At 53.0% G+C, this 25,304-nt stretch carries 20 protein-coding genes; 10 read left to right on the top strand and 10 right to left on the bottom strand.

The features are described from left to right. The 7 genes from AC2FNV_RS13860 to AC2FNV_RS13830 form a co-directional block, all read left to right on the top strand. On the top strand, positions 1 to 969 hold a 969-nt coding region (locus AC2FNV_RS13860; protein WP_496773639.1), incomplete at its 5' end, for a BBE domain-containing protein. A 39-nt stretch (positions 970 to 1,008) separates the two neighbouring features. After that, the gene (locus tag AC2FNV_RS13855) at positions 1,009 to 2,694 is read left to right on the top strand and encodes a hypothetical protein (protein ID WP_170608647.1); all 1,686 of its coding nucleotides are present in this window, start codon (positions 1,009 to 1,011) and stop codon (positions 2,692 to 2,694) included. Next, the gene (locus AC2FNV_RS13850) at positions 2,687 to 4,450 is read left to right on the top strand and encodes a ferritin-like domain-containing protein (protein WP_170608646.1); all 1,764 of its coding nucleotides are present in this window, start codon (positions 2,687 to 2,689) and stop codon (positions 4,448 to 4,450) included. The genes AC2FNV_RS13855 and AC2FNV_RS13850 overlap by 8 nt, the downstream gene beginning before the upstream one ends. After that, positions 4,447 to 5,757: a radical SAM/SPASM domain-containing protein gene (locus AC2FNV_RS13845; protein ID WP_170608645.1), complete on the top strand. Its 1,311-nt coding sequence runs from the start codon at positions 4,447 to 4,449 to the stop codon at positions 5,755 to 5,757. The genes AC2FNV_RS13850 and AC2FNV_RS13845 overlap by 4 nt, the downstream gene beginning before the upstream one ends. 15 nt (positions 5,758 to 5,772) lie before the next feature. Next, complete coding sequence (gene qhpG, locus AC2FNV_RS13840) at positions 5,773 to 7,179, top strand: flavin-dependent monooxygenase QhpG (protein WP_170608644.1); 1,407 nt, start codon at positions 5,773 to 5,775, stop codon at positions 7,177 to 7,179. Between the two features lie 69 nt (positions 7,180 to 7,248). Then, a complete protein-coding gene (lptF, locus tag AC2FNV_RS13835) occupies positions 7,249 to 8,385 on the top strand; it encodes an LPS export ABC transporter permease LptF (RefSeq protein ID WP_170608643.1) in 1,137 nt (378 codons plus the stop codon). A 110-nt stretch (positions 8,386 to 8,495) separates the two neighbouring features. Then, on the top strand, positions 8,496 to 9,086 hold the full coding sequence (locus AC2FNV_RS13830; protein WP_170608642.1) for an HD domain-containing protein: 591 nt from the start codon (positions 8,496 to 8,498) through the stop codon (positions 9,084 to 9,086). Here the strand turns inward: AC2FNV_RS13830 and speB are convergent. From speB to AC2FNV_RS13780, 10 genes are all read right to left on the bottom strand, one after another. Further along, entirely contained in the window at positions 9,083 to 9,925 is an 843-nt protein-coding gene (gene speB / locus AC2FNV_RS13825) for an agmatinase (protein WP_170608641.1), read from the bottom strand. The two genes, AC2FNV_RS13830 and speB, sit on opposite strands and share 4 nt — an antisense overlap. Beyond that, positions 9,922 to 11,091, bottom strand: a complete 1,170-nt coding sequence (gene nspC, locus AC2FNV_RS13820; protein WP_496773635.1) for a carboxynorspermidine decarboxylase — start codon at positions 11,089 to 11,091, stop codon at positions 9,922 to 9,924. The genes speB and nspC overlap by 4 nt, the downstream gene beginning before the upstream one ends. A gap of 83 nt (positions 11,092 to 11,174) precedes the next feature. Further along, positions 11,175 to 12,386, bottom strand: coding sequence for a saccharopine dehydrogenase family protein (locus tag AC2FNV_RS13815; RefSeq protein WP_170608639.1), 1,212 nt, complete (start codon positions 12,384 to 12,386; stop codon positions 11,175 to 11,177). 24 nt (positions 12,387 to 12,410) lie between these two features. After that, positions 12,411 to 14,300: a biosynthetic arginine decarboxylase gene (gene speA / locus AC2FNV_RS13810; RefSeq protein ID WP_170608638.1), complete on the bottom strand. Its 1,890-nt coding sequence runs from the start codon at positions 14,298 to 14,300 to the stop codon at positions 12,411 to 12,413. Positions 14,301 to 14,693: 393 nt separating this feature from the next. Next, positions 14,694 to 15,965 carry an aspartate aminotransferase family protein gene (locus AC2FNV_RS13805; protein WP_170608637.1) on the bottom strand — a complete coding sequence of 424 codons (1,272 nt, stop codon included), beginning with the start codon at positions 15,963 to 15,965 and terminating at the stop codon, positions 14,694 to 14,696. A 3-nt stretch (positions 15,966 to 15,968) separates the two neighbouring features. Then, positions 15,969 to 17,072, bottom strand: a complete 1,104-nt coding sequence (locus tag AC2FNV_RS13800) for a mandelate racemase/muconate lactonizing enzyme family protein (protein ID WP_170608636.1) — start codon at positions 17,070 to 17,072, stop codon at positions 15,969 to 15,971. Then, positions 17,069 to 18,175: a mandelate racemase/muconate lactonizing enzyme family protein gene (locus tag AC2FNV_RS13795; RefSeq protein WP_170608635.1), complete on the bottom strand. Its 1,107-nt coding sequence runs from the start codon at positions 18,173 to 18,175 to the stop codon at positions 17,069 to 17,071. The genes AC2FNV_RS13800 and AC2FNV_RS13795 overlap by 4 nt, the downstream gene beginning before the upstream one ends. Further along, positions 18,172 to 19,278, bottom strand: coding sequence for a mandelate racemase/muconate lactonizing enzyme family protein (locus tag AC2FNV_RS13790; protein WP_170608634.1), 1,107 nt, complete (start codon positions 19,276 to 19,278; stop codon positions 18,172 to 18,174). The genes AC2FNV_RS13795 and AC2FNV_RS13790 overlap by 4 nt, the downstream gene beginning before the upstream one ends. Then, the gene (locus AC2FNV_RS13785) at positions 19,275 to 20,357 is read right to left on the bottom strand and encodes an alcohol dehydrogenase family protein (protein WP_496773631.1); all 1,083 of its coding nucleotides are present in this window, start codon (positions 20,355 to 20,357) and stop codon (positions 19,275 to 19,277) included. The genes AC2FNV_RS13790 and AC2FNV_RS13785 overlap by 4 nt, the downstream gene beginning before the upstream one ends. Then, positions 20,354 to 22,807 (bottom strand): FAD-dependent oxidoreductase, encoded by a 2,454-nt coding sequence (locus tag AC2FNV_RS13780; RefSeq protein WP_170608633.1) that lies wholly within the window; start codon positions 22,805 to 22,807, stop codon positions 20,354 to 20,356. The genes AC2FNV_RS13785 and AC2FNV_RS13780 overlap by 4 nt, the downstream gene beginning before the upstream one ends. 65 nt (positions 22,808 to 22,872) lie before the next feature. Here AC2FNV_RS13780 and AC2FNV_RS13775 point away from each other — a divergent pair, with 65 nt between their 5' ends. The 3 genes from AC2FNV_RS13775 to AC2FNV_RS13765 all read left to right on the top strand — a co-directional run bounded on the left by AC2FNV_RS13775 (position 22,873) and on the right by AC2FNV_RS13765 (position 25,296). Further along, positions 22,873 to 23,760 carry a MurR/RpiR family transcriptional regulator gene (locus tag AC2FNV_RS13775; RefSeq protein WP_170476676.1) on the top strand — a complete coding sequence of 296 codons (888 nt, stop codon included), beginning with the start codon at positions 22,873 to 22,875 and terminating at the stop codon, positions 23,758 to 23,760. Beyond that, positions 23,757 to 24,839 (top strand): aromatic ring-hydroxylating oxygenase subunit alpha, encoded by a 1,083-nt coding sequence (locus AC2FNV_RS13770; RefSeq protein ID WP_170608632.1) that lies wholly within the window; start codon positions 23,757 to 23,759, stop codon positions 24,837 to 24,839. Before AC2FNV_RS13775 ends, AC2FNV_RS13770 begins: the two co-directional genes overlap by 4 nt. 73 nt (positions 24,840 to 24,912) lie before the next feature. Further along, positions 24,913 to 25,296 (top strand): carboxymuconolactone decarboxylase family protein, encoded by a 384-nt coding sequence (locus tag AC2FNV_RS13765; protein WP_170608631.1) that lies wholly within the window; start codon positions 24,913 to 24,915, stop codon positions 25,294 to 25,296. Positions 25,297 to 25,304 lie beyond the last annotated feature (8 nt).

Below are 25,304 nucleotides of genomic sequence, written 5' to 3'. Positions count from 1 at the left end.
GTTGTAATCGCGGACGAAAAAACCAATCCTGATTTGTTCTGGGCTATTCGTGGCGGCACCGGCAATAATTTCGGTGTTTTGCTTGAAATACGCTTTAAGCTGCATGACCTCTATGAAGTTTGGGGTTTTCATATCAAATGGCCACTTCGTAAAGCTGCAAAGGCGCTGGAATTTCTTCAGGCCAACTACATGAAAGATAGTAAATACGATAATTTCGGCGCTTATATTTTTCTTGCATATCAGGGAGATGACAAGGTTCTGCTTGTTTCAGGTATGTATAATGGCCCCCCGGAAGAAGGTATGGAAGTGATTGCGCCGCTGCTGGACAAAGAAATCGGTGGCCGGCTTGAGAATGAAAAATTCGGCACGTATCAGGCAATCAACTCGTGGCTTTATGATGAAAAATACGACATCCCTGTGGTGCCCGATCAGGCGCGAGAGGATAAACAGGCCGGTTACATCGAAAGACAACTCAACGAGAAAGAGTGGCAGCTCATAGTTGATTACCTTGATAGCACGCCCAATGAATATGGCGCGGTTGCGATCGAACCCTATGGCGGCGCAATCAATAAGGTGCCAGTCGGTAAGAAAGGAAATTCCTTTATTCACCGCAATGTCTCGTTGAATTTCTATGTCGATGTGTTCTGGCTGTCCGAGGAGGAGAAGGAAACCGTTGTTCAGTGGCTGGATGATTTCATGAATCTCATGACAGAAAATGGTTTCTTCAACGAGCACTGTTACCAGAATTATCCTCGTCGCACGCAGCTAAATTATCGTTGGCTATATTGGGGCGACAACTTCAACTCTCTTCTTTTTGTTAAGAACAAATTCGACCCACATAATTTCTTTCACTATCAGCAAAGTATATCGCCCGTGCCGAAAGATGCGCCAGGAGATATAATTGTAGACAAGTCAGAGTCTTTTTTCGACGACCCCAAAATAACATACGAAACCTATTCAAACCCCTGAAAGAAGGGGCATCCAATGCCGAGCAGGGGAGGGCCAACTATGGACACGATTCAGGAAATTTTTTTCTTGCCGCCAATTGCGGTGGCCCGGCTTGGTCCGGGCGAGACGCCGCTGGAAAGCTATGAGTGGCAACAGGATTTGGACGCCCACGGCAACAATAAGACGGTCATCCGATCGAATGTAACTTTGCGTGAGGACGAGGACGGTAGCGTATCTGCCTATCTTCCAGAGCCGAACAGCATCCGCTTTCGTGATGAAGGAGGGGCATTGCGTCCAGTGGCGCCTTTCTTTGAATTGTGGGCGCGAATGCATGACGTTAGGGATGGATCCGAATACGAAACGCCAGTGACGCTGGAATTCCTAAAGGATCAGGGTCTTTCTCTGGATAATGTCCGCTACACCGTCGCTGTAGGAAACCAGAAAGCAGAGCGTAGAACCGGTGACGCGGCCTGTGGTTTTCGGGCGCGGGTTGAGATAGCTGGTAGCGATTTTTCTCCAAAGCCGTTGCTGGCCTTTAGCCCACACACCTCGGAACAACAGCCTATGGTGTACGAACACAGCCCCATCCCACTGGGATCGGTGCGCGCAATCCTTCCCGTTCAGGGTGTGGACGAGCCGGCCAATGGGCAGAAAGTTGACCGAAGCATACTGCGCCTCAGATTTACACCACCTAAGGGCGAGGTGTACGGGCCGCCCGATGCGGCTTTCGGCCCAGCGACCCTTGCCGTGCCGGGATATCAAAACGACCCGCCAAAATCGGAATATGGCCGCATTCACGAGATTGTGCCTGAACAGAACCGGATTCTGAACCCTGATACGCCTTGGTCGAAATGGATCATGATGTCGGGAATGTCTGATGACCCCGAGCCACATGACAGCTATGACGGAGCCCGTGTGGGCAATGACCAGTCTTGGGGTGTGGCAGACGATACCAGCGACGGCATAGTCGAGGCAACGCTGGCCGTTCGGGGGGAACGGTTGACTGCACGGGCCACTATAATGACGGGACCTCCTGATTTTGCACCGGACTGTCGCCCTTTCTACAGCCTTGAGGACGACCTGTTTGATCGCGATTTGTCGCTCATGCTGGTTGATAGAAAGAACTATCATGAGGCCAAGAAAGAAGTAGTGGATATCTTCCGGCGTGCTTTTGAAACCAATAGCTTAATCAATCTGGATGACATCAGAGCTCAGGGTTTGAAAGACAATGCCAAGCTTCAGGCGGAAAAGAACATCCCAGCAACGCCCGGCTTACCTTCTACGGATGCTCGGTCCATGACGGAAGAGGACGCGCGACCGCCAGACAAAATTCCTGATTTAATCCGTCCTCAGCCGGTGTCGGTTTTTTCAAACTCGGTACAACATGAGAGGTTGCCATACACAGTGGCGACCAAGTTCGTGCATGAGCAATTGATTGACGAAGAAAACCTGCTGGACTTCCTGCGTCGTCGCCCGGATTTCGTCAAAACACTGTTGCGGCCTCCATTTGGCACTCTGTCTGAGATGGAAACCGACCCGAACCCAAAGCAGGCTCCGAACCCGGAATTTCGTGACCCACGTATCGTACGGGACATGATGCATGATGCCCGGATGCCACCTTATATGCGCGATTCAAACTATTACCCGTTGTCGCTGTCACGCAGGCAGTATCATCTGGTGATTTCGTTCATCGACTATTTGGTCGCGCAGTCTTCGGTTCAGGAAACGGAGGTTCGCGATGCCTGATCAACCTGACTTTATCCGTGTCGAACCGCGCAACATGACTGCACGGGCTGCTTACAAAGTGCCGGGCAACCCGGACAACACGCGACTGGACGGATCGGTCGGCAATTGCTTTCCGGGTTTGGAAATGGACGTGCGCAATCTGGACCGGCGGTTCTTTCCCGGCCTTGTTTTTAATGCAGCCCGCGTGCCGCTGAACCCTTTTCCTGAAGCGCCCAAAAACACACAGGGCTTTCATCTGGTCTATGTAGATTACTTCTATGACCCGATGTTGCCAGACAATAGCCCAGAGGAATGGGTCCAGAGCTTGTTGAACGACTACAGTGGCGCTGTGGGCCAAAGACTCAGCCAGGGCCGATGGTTTCTCGCGTGGGTCGAGCAGGATGGCAAAAAGATCTTCTTCCGCGATGCCAAGGGAATGCCTTACGACGGCCTCATGATATGGCGGTTTATTCGCAGCCTTGAATGCGGAGACGACAAACCAGTCACCATAGCGTTGGAGAAGAGAGATCACGAAGGCGTTCCCGATCCTGACCAAGTGGTTTTAAAGGGGTATCGACGTAAGTACCTGACAGAGGCGGGCGTTTTCAGTGGTGCTTATGACCCCGGCGAATTGACACAAAGCCTTTGTAACCCGTGGTCTCATGACTTCCGCGATTGTGGGTGCCACTATTGGCCGTCGAACCACCCTGACGTTGTAATGGCTGAGGTCCCGCACGACGCAGCTCTGCCAACCGGAGCGTCCAATGACCCTGTCAGGGCCGAGACCTATCTGGATTGGCTGCGCTCGGATAAGTCGCCTTCGGGCAACGTGGCGGCGCTCAACACAGTTGAGCAGAACCGTCCCTTCCAGATCGACCATTATCAGGTGAACCAGATGTGGAGTGATCTGCCTATCGTAGTCGAAGGGCGCGAAACGGGCGAGGTTTACAGGGCTGATCCCGAACTCTCGGACGTAAAACCTTATGAGTCGACGGACAAGATGATCGAGGATCTCAAACAACGGCTTGCACCAATGGAGATGACGCTAAGTCTACAATATCTTTATGCGTATTTCTCGCTGGCAGATCCGGAAACCGTCGACCGTGGTCGCTGGCCGACGCTAAGAGACGATCTGATTTTTGCCCGCCGTGCGCTTCTTGAAGTTGCAATTGGCGAGATGACACATATGCGGTGGGCAAACCAGCTATTGTGGGAATTGCAAAACGACAAATACGAACCAGTTTTGACACCTGCGCTAACGCTTCGTTTTGGGCCTGGCGATGGCAAAATCTTTCCGCGCTCTCTGCGTCCGCTGACGAGCCAAGCCATTGATGATTTTATCGAAATCGAACGCCCCGGAGGGTTTATAGACCGGGCATATGCTCAATGCGTAAAGACGCTGGAAAGTAAGACCTTTATTGATCGCCGCCTCTATGCCCTTGCGGTGCGTATCGACACCGACGGTGATGAGCATTTTCTTCGGTTCAAGCAGATGCGAGAGGTTTTGGCCAAGTACGATGTCGCTAAAGGTGAACCTGCATATTTGCGCCGGGTCAAAATAGGAACGGAAGCACAGGCGGAAACGGCGTTGAAATTGTTTGACGAGGTCAAAGAGGGTCTTCGGAAAGCGTATTTGCTTGAGTCCAAGGATAAGTATGAACAGTCTCAGGCGTATATCCAGCAGGTTCGCGACACCATGAAACTTTTGAGGGTTGAGGGTGAAAGACTTGCTTCCAAAAAGATTGGTATCCCCTTCTGGCCGGAGGTCGAGGTTTGATCCCCGCGACTGCCGAGGTGCATTTTTTTGAAACTGATTACGGGCATCATATGCTGGCTGTGGACGGCTCACGGGTGTTTGATGTTCCGATAGACGCGGCGGCCCGGTTTGCCGGACTAGATGAGTCCGGCCAACGCGCATACCTGGACAGCATGGGTTTGGATGGTGAGCCATTTATAGATGACACGCCGCCTACGAATATGCCGGTACGATCCCTTTCGCTGGCGGTGGCGCAGAAATGTAATCTTGCCTGCACCTATTGTTACGCGTCTGGCGGAGATTTTGGGGGACCGGCCCGCAACATGGGATGGGAAGTGGCCAGAGCCTCGGTCGACCGATTGGTGGCTGAGGCAGAACCCGGCACACGGATCAATCTGGCCTACTTGGGCGGCGAACCTTTGATCAATCGTGCGCTGGTTCATCGGGTCACGGAATACGCAACAGCGCAGGCACAAAGCAACGACCTGCGCGTGGGTTTTTCAATCACCACCAATGGAACCTTGCTGCGCCCTGAGGACGCTGAATTCTTTGAAGAAAATGGTTTTGCGGTCACGATCAGTTTGGATGGTATCGGGCAGGTGCATGACCGTTTGCGCCCAAACCGTGGGGGGCGAGGTAGTTACGATATGATCCTGCGACGCATCGAACCATTGCTGGCACTTCAGCAGAATATGCAGGTTGGTGCACGGGTGACTGTCACACCACATAATATGAATCTTCCTGAAACGCTTGAGGAGTTTGTTAGGATGGGGTTCCACTCGGTCGGATTCTCTCCGATGCTGGCGTCTCCTAACGGACGAAATGAATTGGATCGGGATGATTTTGGCGAGATGTTGAATCAAATGATCCTATGCGGACAGGCATTTGAAACCGCGGTGAAAATTGGTCGGCGGTATCCGTTTTCGAACATGTCAGCAGCTATGCAGGAAATTCATCGTGGAACGCACAGGCCGTATGCCTGCGGTGCGGGTGCCGGGTACTTTGGCGTTTCTGCAGATGGCGGTTTGTTTGCCTGCCACCGTTTTGTCGAAGACGATGCAGGGGCTATGGGCAACGTTTTTGATGGCCCTGACCTGCGCCGCAACCAATGGCTGGCAGATCGGCATGTACATGGTCAATCGCCGTGCAATACTTGCTGGGCGCGTTATCTGTGTGGAGGTGGCTGCCACCATGAAGTTATTCATAGAGGCCGTCCAGCTTGTGATTACATTCGCGGCTGGTTGCACTATTGCCTTCAAGCCTATGTCCGACTGTCAGAGGCACGGCCCGACTACTTTGGCCAAACAGCTAAGCACGCGACCGCCTGACTCTGAGCCCCAAATATGACAATCGAGACAGAAATTTGCGTGATCGGTGGCGGTCCAGCGGGTGCGGTCACAGCAATGCGGTTGGCGCATTTGGGGCGTCGGGTGTGCCTTGTGGAAAGGGCGGGTTTTCCTCGACAACATGTTGGAGAGTCGCTGGCACCTTCTATTTGGCCAATCTTGGAAATGCTTGGTTTGTCTGGTCAGATTCAACAGGCGGGCTTCTTATCCGCAATTGGTTCTGTATTGCATTGGGGCGGCACATTTGAACGCCGTGGAACCGGGGAACGACGGGCGGGGTTACTAATCGATCGCGGTCTGTTTGACAGCATAGTGTTGAACTCGGCCAAGGAAGCCGGGGTTCGAGTGTTGCAGCCAGTTCGAGCCTATCGGCCAGTTCGAAACAACCAACGTTGGAATATCCCTTTAAAAACTGACGAAGGTCCATCGCGGATCGTCTCTAATGTCCTTGTAGATGCAGCAGGCAGGCAAGCCGGATTGGGGCGCAGCTATCGGTCTGCTTCTGCGCCACTACTTTGCCTTTATGCTTATTGGCGTGCACCGACAGGATTTGGTGCTCAGGCAAGGGTCGAGGCAGGGCATAGCCATTGGTATTGGAGCGCATTGCTGCCGGATGGAATTGTAAACGCGATGGTTTTTGTTGACCCAGTGACTTGCACCGGCCTGTCTCCTTCAGACCGGCGCGACCTGTACCTAAATTTGCTGGCGCAATCGACCTTGCTGTCGCCCTGTTTGGAACATCGTCGGATTGGTCCTGTCCGGCGCAGCGACGCCACCAGCTTGTGTGAAGTTACACCGCCAGCCCCCGATCTGTTGAGGGTGGGAGAGGCGAGCTTGACGGTCGATCCTTTATCTTCTCAAGGCGTGCAACTTGCAATGGGGCAAGCGGTTCAGGCCGCAACGGTGGTGAATACTCTGCTTTTGCGACCCGAAGATACGGGCATTGCATTGACTTTTTATAACGATCGTCAATTAGAGAGAGTTCGCGCTCATGCAGGGTTGGCAGCCGATTTTTACGCACGCCAGCAAAGAGTGTGTGACACAGATTTTTGGGCTAAACGGGCAACCGCTTGTTCCTGGGTGGGGTGTCATTCGGAAAATTTCGAAGAAGCCGAACTGCCGCGTACAGAACACCTGATACTGTCCAGAAGAACACGTATAGAGGAAGCTGGCATTCAAACGGACACCTTCATTCAGCCCGGCATCGTTGTGGTTCATCACAATCTTCCCCGCCCTGTTGCCAATATTGAGGGCATTCCGCTTGCGCCCTTGCTCGGACTTTTGAAAAAGCCAGCACACGCTCAAGATATCCTGAGCCGTTGGTCCGGCGTTGTTGACGCGCAAAAGGCCAAAAGAATTTTGGCGTGGCTTTGGCGCAATCGCATCTTGGTAGCAGCTCGTTAATCGCGGTTTCCTCTCCTAGTCGAATGGCCTAATGTTCCGACACGTTCGAAGTAGCCGTAAAGAGGTCACATGTCGCGATTCGATGGGTATTTCCTGCGGCAATTGCTTGTCCTGTTCGGCTTTTTCACTCTGGTGCTTGTAGGTGTCTTCTGGATCACCCGCTCTGTTAGCCTGTTCGACAGGGTCATAAGCGGCGGCCAATCTGCAATGGTGTTCCTGGAATTCACGGCTTTGACCCTCCCGACCCTTATCCGAACAGTCATGCCCATGGCGGTTTTTGCCGCCGCCGTCTATGCAACCAATCGCCTGAGCCGGGAAAGTGAACTGACCGTTATGTTGGCCACCGGTTCCAGCCCCTGGCGGTTGGCACGGGCAGTAGTGGTTTTTGGCGTTTGTGCCGGCTTGATGATGGCGGTCATAAGTGTCTTCCTACGTCCGGCCTCTCTGGAGCAACTTGAACGGAGGCAAGCCGAAGTTGCAGGCGATGTGACCGCACAGCTGTTGAATGAAGGTGAGTTCATGCACCCGACGGAAGGCGTAACGGTCTATATTGGGCGCGTTGATCTGGACGGCACATTGCACCAAGTTTTTGTTTCGGATGCCCGGGACAGCGAAAACCCGGCGAGCTATTCCAGTAACACGGCCTATTTGGTTAATTCTGGCGGCAACATGAACCTTGTTATGGTAGATGGCATAGCGTTGCGGCTGGACAAACGCGGGAACACGTTGTCTTCCACTTTGTTTGAAGACGCTTCATATGACATTTCAAGCATGGCCGAAAACACCGAAATCGGTAGACGCAGTCTAGAAGCTACCCCAACTTCGGAACTGTTGAACGCCCAGGAAGATGCAACTGCGCTTGGTTGGTACTCAGAAGGGCAGGTTATCGAAGAGTTACACCAGCGGTTTTCCTGGATTACCATCAACATTGCCGTTGCTCTTGTCGGGTACTCGGCTCTGATGTTGGGTAGTTTTTCGCGGTTTGGCCTTTGGCCGCAGATTTTTTCCGCATTTACCATCCTAGTACTGCTCGAAGGGTTTCGCGGCACGGTTTCACCAATTGTCATTGCCGATCCTGCGCTTTGGCTTTTACTATATTTACCTTCGGGCATCGGCATTGGCATTTCCGTGGTATTTCTGCTGATTGCCGGGCGGCCAATTTTGCGAAGGCGCGGCAGAGTAACACAGATCGCAAATACGCCCTGAAACCATTTGGGGGTCAGTAAGAAAAATCGGGTGCGTTGCAACGATTTTCTTTTGCCAGAATAGGCGAAACCGCTAATTTTGTCTGGCCAAGTTCGCGGAAGGGATTCGCCATGCTGGACAAAAATCATAAACCCACCTGGACAAGTTTCGAAGAGGCGACCAAAGAAGATTGGGATGCCGTTATGGAGTACGAAGAGGCATATAACGCGGCTCTTCCTGATCGTATTCTTGATGCAATTCGATCATTGGACGAAGACTGGACACCGTATCCATTGAACCGATATCAGCACAGCCTTCAGGCAGCGACCCGCGCCTATCAGGATGGAGCCGACGAAGAGTTGGTCGTGGCGGCCCTGATCCATGACACTGGGGATATTCTTTCGCCTTACAATCACGGTGAACTTTCAGCCGCGATGATGAAACCTTATGTCAGTGAGAAAACTTACTGGATATTGAAACACCACTGCGTATTTCAGGGTTACTACTATAACCACCATCTTGGAGGTGATCGGAACGCGCGCGACAAGTATCGTGACAGCCCATATTGGGAAGATTGCCGCTATTTTTGCCACGAATATGATCAGAAGGCGTTTGACCCCGACTATCCGACCAAGCCATTGGAGTTCTTTGAGCCAATGTTGCGTCGCGTCCTAAACAAGGGCGAGGGGCATTTGGAGCTGAATGAAACCAGTAAAGGCTAACAGGCGGCCATCAAGCGATAGACGATCTGAGCGGCAGTAAAGTCCCAGGCTGTGCTACCGTTCGGAGCCAACTCGACCACATCGAATCCGACGCATCTGCGACCTTTCAGGGAGTGTTCTACCAGTCGCAATGCTTGGTAGTAACCGAGTCCGCCAGGCACCGGTGTGCCCGTGGCAGGCATTAATGATGGGTCCAGGCCGTCCACGTCGAAACTGACATAGATGAGTTCGGGAAAATCGTCGGGCAAGTCAACTGCATGAATATTCCCCGTCACAAGTTCCTCGGCATCGACGTGGAAAATATTGTTTTTCAACCGGCTTTTCGCCTCTTCGGTTGAAAAAGCGCGGACTCCGAACTGGGCCAGTCGGATACCCTTTTCGGTCAATAAATGCATTACCGAGGCGTGGGAATGCTTCTCACCTTGGTAGGCTTCGCGTAGATCGGCGTGGGCATCGATCTGAACCATCCCGAATGGCTGTCCCAACGCGCGGGCAACGCCCATTACAGCACCATAGCTGAGTGAGTGCTCCCCACCCAATGTTACCGGAACTTTACCCGAACGCACGGCTGCTTCGGTGCGGTTGGCTATGTTTTCCATTACAGTGGGCAAGTCTGCGTCACAGTCGATCGGCTGTTCGGTAAAAATTCCCTCAACGCAAGGTTCGGCATGGCCGGTTATGCGTTCTAACTCGTTGCTGGCCTCAATTATGGCGTTTGGGCCATTTGCTGTGCCAGCCCCATAGGAAACGGTGCGTTCCAACGGCACTGGGATCACCCGAAAGCGTGCATTTTCACTTCGTTCTATTTCTGTCAATTCACTATCAAGAAAAACACTCACGAGAGGCGCTCTTTGAAATCTTCGTACCCGAATTTTTTCACGATCTTTAGGTCGCCAGTATCGCTGTTCCACAATGCGATTGTGGGCAGAGGGACGCCATTGAACGTATTGGTTTTCACCATCGAATAGTGCGCTTGGTCGAGAAAGGCAAAACGCTGTCCAATCTTAAGCGGCTGTTCCCATGTATAGTCGCCGATGACGTCTCCTGCTAGACAAGAAGGACCGCCCAGCCGGTAGGTATGACCCGCCTTGGCCTCATTCATCAGGGCAGGACGAAAAGGTGCTTCGATGACGTCGGGCATATGGCAGGTGGCCGAGATATCAGTGATAGCCAGTTTCATGCCATTCGTTGGCAGGTCGAGGATTTCACCGACCAGAATGCCCGCGTCCAGTGCCACAGCCTCGCCAGGTTCCAAATATACTTCGATGTCGTATGTCTCTCGGATGCCTTTGATAAACGCAATCAATCCTTCCCGGTCGTAATCGTCACGAGTGATATGATGCCCGCCACCAAAATTCAGCCATTTGAGTTGAGCTAAGAACGGTTTCAGCTTCGGTGCCACGGCTTCCCAAGTGCTGTGAAGGGGCGCGAAGCCCTGTTCGCATAAAGTGTGCATATGGAGTCCGTCGACACCATCCAATGCATCGGCGGTCAGTTGGCTGACCGGTGTCCCAAGGCGTGAGCATGGAGCACAAGGGTCATACTTTGGAATCTCACCTTCGGAATGTTCCGGGTTAATCCGAAGACCTACCTGAACTTCTGCGGCTTTTGCCTGGTTCAGGAAGCGCACTTTCTGCGCAGGAGAGTTAAAGATGACGTGGTCGGACAGCGACAGGATCTCGGCCATGTCCGCGTCTTTGTAACCCGCACAGAATGTCGCGACCTCACCGCCGTATTCTTCCCGGCCAAGTCGCGCCTCGTATATCCCACTTGCGCAGGTGCCGCCGAGGTATTGGCGAACCAGCGGTGCAAGCGAGAACATAGAGAAGGCCTTAAGAGCGCTCAGCACGTGCGCTCCTGATCGGGTGCCGACATCGGCAAGAATGCGCAAATTACGTTCAACAGCCTTCTCGTCTACCACGAAGCAGGGGGTGGGCACGCGACTAAGGTCGAAGTTACGAAAAGCACCAGCGTCGCCCGCCTGAGTAGTCATCATGTCGGACATGTTCTGCTTCTCCTCGTGGTGAAAAGTCCGGGGATACCGTTCCCGGACCTGCGGCAAAATTCAGGTCAATGAAGCTGAATGGATCAAAAATCGACCGGGCCATTCAACTCGTGAACTTGCCAAGGAAGGCCATGTTCGTTGAGCATGTCCATGAAGTCATCTGGATCAAGTTGCTCCATGTTCCAGACGCCCGGCTCATTCCAGTTGCCCTTTAATACCTGCGCTGCCCCGATCATGGCTGGAACGCCTGTGGTGTAGCTGACAGCTTGCGATCCGACTTCCGCATAGCATTCCTCGTGATCGCAGATATTGTAGATGTAATAGGTTTTCTCGCCCGAACCATCCTTGGCCTGACCGGTTGCTATGTCACCGATGCAGGCCTTTCCTTTAGTTTCTGCACCCAGATCACCCGGGTCAGGCAAAAGGGTTTTCAGGAACTGGATTGGAATGATTTCCTTGCCGTCATGCATAACGGGGTCAATGCGGGTCATGCCCACATTTTGAAGCACTTTGGCATGTGTGATGTACGCGTCCCCGAAAGTCATCCAAAACCGAGCGCGCTCAATCTCGGGGAAGTGGGTCGACAGCGACTCCAATTCCTCGTGATACATCAGGTACATGTTTTTCGGGCCGATGGCAGGGAAATCAAACTCGACCTTGTGAGTCATGGCGGGGCTGTGCTTCCACTCACCCTTTTCCCAGTGGCGTACTTCGGCCAGAACTTCGCGCAGGTTGATCTCCGGATTGAAATTGGTGGCGAATTCCTGATCGTTCGAACCGCCATTTGCGTCCAGCACGTCGATCTGACGGATCGTATCCAATTTGTGCATTTTCAGCCATTTGGCAAAAACGCTTGTCACGCCCGGATCAAAACCTGAACCGAGTATGGCTGTCAGGCCGGCCTGTTTGAACTTGTCCTGATAGGCCCATTGCCAGTGGTATTCGAACTTGGCCTCATCCTCGGGCTCGTAATTCGCTGTGTCCAGATAATGAATTCCGGCCTCAAGGCAGGCGTCCATAAGCACCAGATCCTGATAGGGAAGGGCAAGGTTTACCAGTATCTCGGCACCGGTTTCCCGGATCAGCTTGACTGTATCATCAACTTTGTATGCGTCCAGTTCTGCGGTGGCGATATCAACTCCGACCCGCTCCTTTACCGATTTGGCAATGGCATCGCATTTCGATTTCGTCCGGCTGGCCAAAGTGATCTCGGTGAAGATGTTGGAATTCATTGCCATTTTGTGCACGGCTGCGTGGGACACGCCGCCAGCGCCGACAACCAGTGTTTTGCCCATAGGAAATTCTCCTTTCACAGGGGATTATTCGTAATAGGTGTATCCGTTAATTGAGTCGCGGTAGGCGTTCATCAGGGTTTTTCGGTCCTTGGCCTTCAGAGTACCGGTCGAGATCGCTTCGTCTACCATTTTGCGAAATGCTGCGACACAATCGGCGGGATCGAATTCGACAGCGGCCAGAACCTGGCTGATCGTATCGCCCTCCTGTTCATGCAAGAGGTCGAACCCGCCATCCGGACGCAGATCGATGGTGACTGCGTTGGTGTCACCAAACAGGTTATGCAGATCGCCAAGCGTTTCCTGATATGCGCCAACAAAAAAGACGCCCATGTAATACTCTTCATCCTCGGGAAGGCTATGGACAGGAAGGCTGGGTGAGACGCCGTCTGCCAGAATGAAACGGTCTATTTTGCCGTCGCTGTCACAAGTTATGTCTGACAAGACAGCCCGTCGATTGGGATCTGTGTTCAGCATTTGCAAGGGGACAATCGGGTGCAACTGACCAATAGCCCAAGCATCGGGAAGTGATTGAAAAAGCGAGAAATTACAGTGATAGATGTCAGCCACCTTCTCGAGCTGATCACCCAAATCCGTTTCCAAGTCATCGGATGCAGCAAGCGCCTTGAGGTGCGCGATCAGCGATAAGTAGATACGTTCGGCGCGGGCCATCTGGCGCAGATCGACGTAACCCCTGCGAAAAAGTGCGCGTAGCTCGTTACGATAGAAAGTCGCGTCGTTCCAGCATTCTTGCAGGCGCTCAGTGCTAATATAACCGTGAACAGCCGCCAGATCCGAAACCATGTGGTGATCTTCGGGTTCTACTTCAGGACTATCTGGCGCATCATAAAGGGTGCTTTCCAATACATTGAAAATCAGCAATGAAGATGTTGCAACCACCGCACGTCCGCTTTCGGTGACCAAGGTAGGGTGCGATACCCCCGCTTCATCCATCGCGTAAGCGACGGTTTCGACCACGTTGGAACAATACTCCGAAACTGAATAATTTATCGAGTTCTCGGTCGCTTTTTTCTCGCCCGTATAGTCCACGCCCATTCCACCGCCTAGGTCGAGATGAGATAACGGTACGCCTTCGCGCACCAGTTCCGAGTAATAACGACATGCCTCTCCCACCGCGCGTCGTACGTCGTTGACGTCCTGAACCTGCGAGCCCAAATGCGAATGCTGCAGCTTGAGACAGTCCAGAAGGTCAGCGTTTTTTAGCTTGTCAATAACAGCCACCAGTTGATCGGTGTTCATCCCGAACGCTGATCGGTCACCCGAGCTTTCTTCCCACTTACCGCTGATCTGGTTGGTCAGCTTTACCCGAACACCGAGCAAGGGCTTGATGCCCAATTCTCTGTAGACCTCTATCACCGTGTCGGCCTCTTTCGGGCTTTCCAAAACAACTACAGTGTTGAAGCCCAGCTTACGACTTAGAATGGCAAGCTGGATGAACTCAGCATCCTTGACGCCATTGCAAACGATCAAAGCCTCAGTTGCCAGGCGATGCGCCAGCGCGATCACCAATTCGGGTTTGGACCCGGCCTCAAGCCCAAAGTTGTATTTCTTCCCAAATTCAACGATCCGGTCGACGACTTGCGCCTGTTGATTTACCTTTATCGGGAATACACCACGATAACTGCCCAAATAGCCCGAGCGATTTATCGCTTCAGCGAAACTCTCATTTATTTGAGTGATTTCGCTTTCCAGATACGAACTGACACGCAAGATCATCGGCGCCTTGATACCGCGTTCGTCCAAATCTCGAAGTATCCCCGGAAGACTGATCGCATCTGCATCAGGTGCCATGGGATTGCGAAGCCCGATCTCACCCTGTTCCGTCACTTCGATGAGACCTTTGCCCCATTTCTCAACCCCGTAAACGGAATGCGGTGCGTCAGGTGTCTGTTTCAATCAATTCAATCCTAGCAAAAAAGGTGCAGATTTCGCGCCCGCCAATAAGACAGCGATTTGATTCTTCCAAGTGTAATCTACGTGGTGTGCTTAAATGCTATAACTCAAGGCGCTGAGATCGACCACGTCAGCTATAATCTTGGGTTCAGCCAAAACCACGAATTAGCCTGCGTCCAGTTCGCGTGGGTACCGTACTTTTTGATCTCTGCATGGCCCTTCTCGCCGACGGCGGTCACATCAGAATGCAGCTGGGTATACGGCGAACCCACGACTGGCCGGACATACAGGCGGGATCAAATACTCTTTTTGCTTGGCTCCAACGAAGGCCGCTTCAGCAGTGTGCCAACACAACCAGACGAAAGCTCAAGGGTTTCTAATTCCGTATCGATTGGTCTAGCACAGCGCCTTTGTTGCGATTTCAAATGCTTCGCGACTTTGTTCTAAATCGTCATCCGAGATTGCAAGCGAGGGGTATAATTTCCCGGGCGACTTGAAAATTCCGTTTTCGCGCAGAATCTTGTTGTAAAGAGCGCCCCTGGCGGGGTCATCGTGAACGGCTGATCGGTAATCCCGGCACGGCGTGTCTGAGAAATAAACGTCAAACAGCGTCTCGTCGCCACAAATTTGATGTGCGATACCTGCACTCGCCAGAATATCGGATTGCATATCCTGCAACGCCCCTCCAACCGCACGCAATCGGTCATAGGTTCCATCGCGCTTTAAGACCTCCATTGTCTTTATGCCGGCTGCGGCTGCAATTGGGTTGCCTGAAAGAGTGCCAAGTTGCATCAACCACTTGTCGGCCCCAACTTGAGCTTTATCAAAATGTTGCATGATCTCTGTACTTGCGCCCAGAGCGGCTAACGGGAAGCCACCACCAATAATTTTACCAAGAGTGCAGATGTCCGGTATCACACCGTACCGCTCCTGCGCGCCGCCGTAAGCCAAACGAAATCCAGTGACGATCTCGTCAAAAATAAGAAGAACCTGATGTTTGTCACACAGCGCGCGCAAACCCTGCAAGTAGCCGGCTTCAGCAGGTACAATTCGTTGCAGCGGCTCGACGATAATGGCTGCTATGTCCGTGTTTTCGGATAACAAGTTTGCAACCGCTTCGAGATCGTTAAAAGGCGCAATCAACATTTGATCCGCGACGCCCTGTGGTATGCCGGCGCTGTCGGGCACCGCTTGAGGGAAGTTTGCGCGCTCAGCCGGGGCCAGACTCATTTGCGCCTCAGCGCTCATCCCGTGATACCCACCTTCGAATTTCAAAATTTTGTCGCGCCCGGTATAGGCACGCGCTAGGCGGATTGCGTACATGTCTGCTTCACCGCCCGAAGCAACAAATCGCACTTGCTCACAGCATGGAACGGCTTCAACGATCGCCTCGGCCAATTCGATCCCTTTACGGTTGTTGGCAAAAAAAGTCATGCCCAGCGGCAGTTGCTCTAGTACGGCTTCCATCACTTCCGGGTGGCCGTGACCCAAAAGCATCGGCCCTGATCCGATGAGATAGTCGATGTATTCCTGCCCATCTTCATCCCAGACGCGGCTGCCTTCGCCCTTCGCTATAATGATCTCAGGATCGAAATTGCCAAAGCCGCCTGCAGGCAGAACATGTTGAGCCCGCGTGATCCATTCGGCTTGTGTGCTGATTTTCTGCATTTGTCAGACCAATTCAATTATGGGCGACCCCAAAAGGTCGCGGTCAGGAGTAACACCCAACCCTGCTCCCTCGGGCGGTGCTATTCTGCCCATATTGCGGCTCGGCGCGTCTGGGCAAAGACGGGGCGAAACATATGAGGAAAGATCACAGGTGTTGAGCAACGAACCCTTCGGTGTTGAGGCGGCAAAATGCAATGATGCGGCGGTAACGATATCGGAACCCCAAGTGCATTCAGCGCATATTTCAGCGCCCAAGTGAACGCAGAGATCGCGGGCGCGACGCATGACGGATAGGCCACCGAACTTGGACAGTTTTAATGCAACCGCGTCCAGACATCCCAATTCCGATGCGCGCAATAAAGAGACAGTATCAAAAGCGTTTTCATCGATCTTCATGGGCAGCCCGGTGGCCTGACGCACTGCAGCGCAATCTTCCAGAGTTTTGCAAGGTTGTTCCAGCATGATGTCCAGATGAGCCACCGCTCGGCCGGTACGTGTTGCATGAAGTCGAGAGGCGCCACAGTTCCAGTCGCCATAAACCAACGGCGCAGAACCAACTGTTTCACGAACCTTGATCAGGCGTTCCGCATCTGCTTCCCAGTTTGCATCTGTTCCAAGTTTTACCTGAAATTGACGTACTCCGCTTTGAAATGCGGATGCCGCGATCCTTGCCATTTCATCTGGTTCGATGCAGGTGATCGAATGGTAGACCGGCATGTCCGTTCGTGTGCGACCTCCTAACAGGGTGTACAGCGGCAACCCTGTCAAACGTCCGAACAAGTCCCACAACGCAATGTCGACGATCGACTTGGCATAGAAATGTCCCGGCAGCAAAGCATCAAGCGAACGCATTACAGCGTCGACACCTAACGGCTCCACTCCAAGCAAGCCTTCGGCCATTTCGGATACTGCGCTAGGCACACCTTTGGCATAGGCTGGCAAATAACGTGGGATTGGGCACACTTCTCCCCACCCCTGATGGCCTGTGTCAGTCTCAAGGCACAGGACGTGGCTTTCGACAGTGTCGCAAGTTTTGCCTTCGGCCATGTAGTAGGTTTCGTGGCTTGTCAGATCCAAAGACCATAAGGATATTTTGCTAATCTTCATCGATAAACCCCAACCGGATCGCCCAGGGTGGTTTTGTCAGGATGCACACCTAAACCCGGTGTTTCCGGCAGATGCAAATGCCCATCCCGGTTCCGGGGGCCGCGCCCTGCAGCAATTTCAACCGTAATCATGTCCTGACAGGCCCAAACGGCATGGCAGTTTTCATCAGGGATAGTGGCTGCCAGATGCAAGGCCTCGGTGTCGGCCAGAACGGTTCCGCCTGTCGCCATAACAAACATATCGATCCCGTGGGCGAGGGCGATGTCCCTCATCCGGGCCGCTTTGGTCAGCCCACCAACGCGGTTCAATTTGATCCCGAATATCTCTGCCAAACCATCACGAGCAATTCGAGCTGCATCTTGTAAAGTCACGAGGCTTTCATCCACTGAAACGGGCGACGCATGATGGCCTGAGATGGCGGCGATGTCGTCCAACGTTTCACAGGGTTGCTCAAACATAACGTTCAAATCTGCGCAGGCACTCATAACCCGCAAGGCTTGCTGACGGGTCCAGCCTCGGTTCACGTCGTAAAGTATAATCTCACCCGGGTTGCGGATGCATTCGACGTCACGAATGCGGGCAATGTCACGCTCGACATCGCCTCCAATTTTCACCGAGTGGGCGACGTAGCCACGCTTACGATATCGCTCGATGACCGCTAGCGTTTCGTCAATGGTTTTTGCTCCGACAGACGAAGCAATAGGGCGCGGGGTCCGAGACCCGCCTCCCATCAGATCGGCAATCGGCAGGTTCGCAGCCTGTCCGGCAATGTCCCAGCAAGCCATATCGATGGGGCTTTTGGCGTAAAGATGGCCCGGCAATGCGGCGTCCATCGCGCGTTCAACTTGCAGGACCTTACGGGGATCGAGTCCAAGGATAAACGGAGCCATTGTTTCAACTCCGGCTCGAATGCCCGGGCCGTGCGCCGGGACATATGTGTGGCCCCATGGCGTGCCCTCGCCCCAACCGATCAGCCCTGAATCCGTTTCGACCTTTACCAGTGTCGCATCTAGGGTTTCAAATTTCAGTCGCCCTCCAGACAGCCAATAAGGATGTTCCAAAGGCAGGTCGAGTTGGTATACGGAGATACTCTTGATCTTCATGCTGCATACTCCGCCACCGGAGTGCCTAAACTGGTGAAATCAGGTCGAACACCCAAACCGGGAGTGTCCGTTGCATATAGCTTTCCCTTGCGCGCAACTGGACCGCCAATCCCGGTGGAGCGGGTATTGTAGTTCATGAGGTCGGTCGTGTTCTGCAGATAATCGGGTGGAGTGGAAGCCGCAAAATGCGCCACTGCCGAAGTCGTGATCTCTCCGCCCCATGTGTCCTCGCTGACCACGGGTACGCGGTTTTCGATCAGATAGTCCCTAACTCGTCGGGCTTTGCTGATCCCACCGAGGTTCGATATTTTAAGGCAACAGACTTCAGCGCCTCGGTCCGCGACAATTCTTTGCGCCACATGCATGCCGGTAAGACATTCGTCCAGTTTCATCGGTTGTTCGGCCACGCGGCGTACTTGTTGGCATTCCTCATAGGTGCGGCAGGGTTGTTCCAGAATAAAGTCCAGACTCTTAGTCGCGCGGGCGACCCTGATCGCATTGTCCACACGCCAACCTTGGTTGACGTCCGCCATCGCTTTTTCTCCGGGTTCAAGCAGTGGTACAATGTCGCGAATACGTTCGATATCACTAGACCAATCGCCACCCACTTTTATCTGGAACTGGTTGTATCCCTGATCGCGATATAGGTTCATTTCTTTTATCGTTTGTGCCGTCTCTCTTTGGGGTGCTACTCGGTACATCGGAGCGCCATCCGTAAGCTTACCGCCCAACAGCATCCATAATGGCTGATTGCAGGCTTGCCCCAAGATGTCCCAGCAGGCGACATCAAATGGGGATTTTGCATAACCGTGGCCTTGAACCAGTGTGTCAATCAGTTGCTCAATCCGACCAACCTGTCGCGGGTCCTCACCCAGCAGTGCCGGAGCGATCAAACGTGCGATGGCGACGACACCTTCTGAATGAGCAACCATGTAATTTTCGCCGCAAGGTGTAAACTCTCCGCAACCTTGAAGACCTGCATCAGTATCAATAACGACTACTGAAGCAGTGGCAGTATCAAACGCATTCCCCCCACCCCAACAATAGGTCCCGCCAACATAAGGTAACCCCGTTTGATAAATGCGGATACGCGTTATTTTCATGGGAGCACCACAATGTTTCCCGTATGTTTCTTCGCGATAAATTCGGTTTGAGCTTCTTTCAGGTCTTTCAAAGGGTATGTCGCGGCCAGAACAGGTTTGACCTGATCAGCCTCGATGTATTTTACCAAATTCTGCATCACTTCTGGATCGATCACGGTGGACCCTTTGAATGTTAGGTCTCGCAAATAGAATGTCCTTAGGTCGAATTCGACGATTGGACCAGCGATAGCGCCCGAACAGGTGTACCGCCCACCGCGCTCCAACACATCGATCAGATTTGGCCAGTAAGGACCGCCCACGACATCGGCGACAACAGTGATTTTTTCGTCGCCTAATGCATGCCTTAAGTCGGCGGGAGCACGGGGCAGAATGTGATCCGGACCCAATTGCGCCACGTCGGCATGCTTGGCTTCGGAGGCCATTGCAATGACCCGAGCGCCGCGCCGGTTTGCCAGTTGCACTAACGCCCCACCAACGCCACCTGATGCGCCGGGGATCAGGACTGTGTCAGAATTCGATACACGAGCGCGGGTCAACATGCCCTCTGCTGTGGAGTATGAACACGAAAACGTCGCCAATTCAGCATCCGAAAGAGGCGAATTAACTGCCAACGCATTGCGCGCCGGGATTGTGGTGAACTCGGCAAAACCACCGTCTCGTTCGGAACCGAAATATCCGGTCTTGTCCTTGTTCAAAACGTCAGCAGGGTCGCGAAGCCAGCAGTCGGTGATAACGCGCTGACCTATCCGTTCAGCGTCAACGCCTTCCCCGACGTCTACGATTTCACCGCACACGTCTGCCCCTTGAATTCTTGGAAATGTCAAAGGAGCGCCACCCCACGTGGGATCATCCTGACCGACGGTTTCAAAGGCACCACCGGTTGTCGCGTCGCTGACAGTTTTAGAATACCAACCTGATCTGGTGTTCACGTCCGTGTTGTTCAGCCCGCAAGCCCCGACACGTATCAAAACCTCGTCCGCGCCAGGGGTAGGACGCAGCCAATCCTCGTGCCAGACCATTTGATCCAGATCTCCGTGGCCCATCGTGACCATAGCTCGCATCGTATTTGGCAAGTTCATTGAGCAACCTCCATCGCTGCATCAGCGCGGGGTAAAAGACTTTCAGGATCGTAAGCTGGCTGCGCCAATACCTTTGCCGATCTGGGTGTGCCATGAATGAGAACCTGCAATTCGGTGTCCGCATTGGCCGCTTCGGGCTTAATATAGGCAAAGGCGAGAATCTTACCGACACTGTGGCCATAGACTACTGAAGCAGTTGAACCAACAACACGACCTTTGAAAAGAACAGCCTCGCCGCCATGACCGTCAATCGCTCCGTCAGGTTCGATTTCCAGATAGGCGCAGACCCACGGCAAATTGGTGTTCAGAGTGTTGTCTCGCCCAAGATAGTCCTTATCCGTGCGTGCAAATCGCAGCACGTCAGCTTCTGCCAATGTGACCTCGTTGGTTAGTTCCCCGGCGCCTTTGAAGCCTTTTTCCATGCGCATAACATTCATGGCAAAGCTGCCATAGTCCACGATTCCGTGAGCTTGCCCAGCAGAATGCAAAGCTGAATAAACATCCATGCACAACGCATTTGGCATGTGAAGTTCCCAACCCAACTCACCTGCGTAGGACATGCGAAACGCCCAAACAGTGTGACCGGCGATTTTGATTTCCTGCGCTGAAAGCCACCGGAAGCTCGCATTGCTAAGGTCTGCGTCAGTGCAGGCGCTTAGGACGTCGCGCGACCTTGGTCCATTCAATGAAAGGGCCGACCATTCGGCGGACAGCGAGTTGACGGTCACTTCCTCATCCACGCGATTGTGTTCCAAATGATCTAGCAGGCGCTGCTCGAAAAAGGCTGCGCAAACAAGGTAATACCGGTCGTGAGCCATACGTACGATCGTTGTCTCTAGTTCGATACGGCCCCGGCGGTTCAGCATATGCGTCAATGTAATTGACCCGTCTTTTTGTGGCATTCTGTTAGCCGTTAGACGATCCAGTAGAGCATATGCGTCGGCGCCTGATACTTCGACTTTGGTAAACGCGGTCACGTCCATTATTCCGACCCGTTCACGCACAGCTTTGACCTCTCGCCCAACCATTTCGTCAACTACGTTGCGCCGAAAGGAATAGTTATCTTGTTGAGGCACGCCGTTACGCGCGAACCATCGGGGTCGTTCGAACCCATAGACCTCCTCATGCACAGCGCCCTTGGATTTCAAATGCTCATGCAATGGAGATGGTTTGATCGGCCGCCCGGCAAGCCGGTTAAAATGCGGGAACGGGATTTCGTGGCGGAGGCAATAGTCCTCGTGCGCCTTGGTCACTTGCCATTCTTTATCTGCGTAGGTGCCAAAGCGGCGCGGATCATATTCGCGCATGGAAATGTCGGCGGCACCGTGAACCATCCATCTGGCCAATTCGCGGGTTAGACCCGGCCCCCAGCCTATGCCAATTTGAGTGCCACAGCAGCACCAATAGTTCCGTACGCCGGGCGCTGGGCCTATCAATGGGTTGCCGTCGGGCGGGTGACTGATCGCGCCATGCACCTCTCGTTGAATGCCAAGTTCAGCAAAGATGGGCATGCGGTTCAGGCTTTCTTCTAGCCACGGCATTACGCGATCGTAATCCGCATCAAATAACCAGTTTTCATAGTCCCAGGGGCAATGATCGTGCCAGACTGAATTCGGGTTTTCTTTCTCGTAGATCCCAATCAATCCGCGCTTCTGCTCCATCCGGATATAACCCGAAACTTTTTTGTCGTCTCGGATTACAGGAAGTTCCTTGTCCAGACCTTCAAACTCGGGCACCGGTTCGGTTACAAAGTAGTGGTGTGTCATCGATGTCATAGGCAGTTGCAACCCGGACCATTCTCCCATCTGGCGCGCATATGTGCCGCCTGCATTGACCACATGTTCACACGCAATCGTGCCTTTTTCCGTCTCTACGATCCACTCGCCGTTTGCAGACTGGGTAATATTCGTGGCACGACAATTGCGGATTATACGAACGCCTTTTTGGCGGGCACCAGCGGCCATCGCCATGGTCACATTGGTTGGGTCGACGTGGCCGTCGTCGGGTGTGTGCAGCGCGCCCAACACACCATCAAGATTGTAGAATGGGTGCAACTCTGCGATCCGTTCAGGGCCGACCAGTTCAATGTTGAAACCAAGAGACCGACCTACGGAAAGCGTGTGGCGCAACCAGTCCATTTCGTCTTCGGTATAGGCCAACCGGAACGAACCGCAACCATGCCAAGTAACTGCTTGTCCCGTCTCGGACTCGAGTTTGCCGGAATAGAGATCAATGTTGTAGTCTACGCACTTTCCCAAACCAAAGCTGGATGTGGAATGCGTGATCTGGCCTGCCGCATGCCATGTACTTCCGCTCGTCAACTCTGCCTTTTCCAGCAGGACGGTGTCCGCACCCCAGCCCTCGTGCCCGAGGTGATAGGCAAGGCCGACACCCATGACGCCGCCACCCACGATAACCACACGCGCGTGGGTCGGGAATTCAGATGTCATCGGATCACTCCTTCGAGTCGATTTTCTCTCGACACCGTAAGCAAACAAAAATACCATCGTCAATCATGAATGGGACAAATGTATCAAATTCGATTCTCGAACGGTTAGCTGACGAACTGCCGGAGTTGACGCCCGAAGCCCGTAAAGCAGCTACATACGTGCTAGAGAATCCACGGGATGTGGGCATTTCTACCGTGCGGGAAATTGCCGAAGCCGCAAACGTAAAGCCCAACACCATCGTTCGCATGGCTCGGCAGGTAGGGTTTGATGGTTACGACGATTTCCGCGTTCCGTTTCGCGAAGCGATCCGGAGAGGGCAGGCGGATTTCCCAGAGCGCGCCCGGTGGCTGCAAGACATTCGAAAGTCTGGAAACATGGGCGGCCTATACGCGGATATGGTTCAGGACGCCCTTCGCAACGTCGAAGAAACCTTTGCCAGCATTTCTGCCGAACAACTCAGGGCCGCGGCAGAGGATATTTGGAATTCGCGCAACGTTTTCGTTTTGGGCGTTGGTGTGAATAACTCGAACGCGAGAAACTTTGTTTATTTGGCTTCGACTGGAATGGTGCAATTCCACGCGATTCCTCGCCCAGGGTCCAATCCGATTGATGATCTGGCTTGGGCTGACGAACGTGATGTGCTGATTGCAATGACCTGCAGGCCATATCGAAATGAGGTCGTTAAAGCGGTTGAGGTAGCACGCCAGCAGGGAATGACTATAGTTGGCCTGTCTGACAGTCCGGCCAGCCCTGTTCTGCGAAACACCCAACATGGCTTTGTCATTTCGGCTGACACGCCGCAGTTTTTCCCATCCTCTGTTAGCACGATAGCGTTGCTGGAAACATTGTTGTCCTTTGTGATCGCTGTTTCGAGCGATGAGATCGTCGAGAGGGTCGAAACTTTTCACAAGCGCCGCCATCAATTAGGACTTTATCATTCGGAGGAAACGTGACTGCACCAATTCAATCTCTTGCAGCCCGTTACTACACGGACCCGGTTGTTTTCCGGGCTGAAAATGATGGTCTGCTTGCACGTACCTGGCAGTTCGGTTGTCACGCCTCTGAGCTGGCCGAGCCGGGAGCTTACGTAGCGTTCGAAGTAGCGGGGCAGGACCTGTTTGCTATTCGCGGGCGTGATTCCAAAATACGGGTGTTTTACAATGTCTGTCAGCACAGGGCACATCAACTGGTCAGTGGCACCGGAACTACTCGCGTTGTTGTATGCCCCTATCACGCCTGGACTTACGAACTAACGGGCGAACTGCGTGCTGGTCCAAACCTCAAAGCCGTAGAAGGTTTCGACAAATCAACTGTTTGCTTGAACGAAGTTCGGACCGAAGAGTTTTTGGGGTTTGTATTTGTCAATCTTGACCCCAACGCAACGCCAATGGATGATTGGTTTCCGAATGCGCGGGCTGAGCTTGAAGAATGGGTTCCAAACTGGGCAGATTTAAAGCCGCTGGAGTGGGTGGAAATTCCTGAACTCTGCAATTGGAAAGTATCGGTCGAAAACTATTCAGAATGCTACCACTGTTCATTAAACCACCCGACTTTCGCAAATGGAGTGGTCAAGCCGGAAACCTACGACATTCAACCTCAGGGGATGTGCTTGCGTCATACGACTGAGTGCCAAAGCCTTGAAAACATGACATACGATATCAGGTCTGGTTTTAAACATTTCGACGAATATTCCAGTTGGTTTCTATGGCCAATGTTTTCCTTTCAAGTCTACCCTGGGAATGTTTTAAACACTTATCACTGGCGGGCGGTGGACGCCGATCATGTCGTGGTCTGGCGGGGTTGGTACTCGGTCGACGGCATCGACGATCCGAAGATACGGCAACTGGCGGCACAGGACAGGGCGACCACGGTAGAAGAGGACATTCGCCTTGTGGAATCCGTTCAGCGCGGGCTGCATTCGCGTGGGTACCGACCGGGTCCGCTTGTGATCGATCCCAACGGGGGCGTAAATTCTGAACATCCGGTCATGCACCTACAGAAGTGGATGCGCGAAGCTGTCGATGGCGTGTGATATCGCGTGAAAACCCCATCAAACCCAGTGTGCCTATGGAATCGCATAACTTTCGCGAAAAAGGGAATAAGAAATGAGCTTATTTGACGAAGACCTGTTTCTTGCAGGTCTTGAACAACGCAAGGCAACGCTAGGTGCCGAATATGTCGAAAAGAATCTGGCCGCAGCAGATGATTTTACCCGACCCTTTCAAGAAGCAATGACAGCCTGGTGCTGGGGATTTGGTTGGGGCGACGATGTCATTGACGCAAAGACGCGGTCGATGATGAACCTTTCTATGATCGGTGCTTTGGGAAAAATGACCGAATGGGAAATCCATTGCCGGGGTGCCATTACCAATGGCGTCAGCGTTGATGAAATCCGAGCAATAATTCATGTCATCGGAATCTATTGCGGTGTCCCACAAGCGCTGGAGTGCTTTCGAGTGGCTCGCAAAGTCATTGAAGAAAAGAACTAGATTTCCTC

Source organism: Ruegeria sp. BHSA163 (assembly GCF_059613365.1).
The sequence above is the reverse complement of the archived record's forward strand: the minus strand, read 5'-3'. Positions and strand labels throughout refer to the sequence as shown.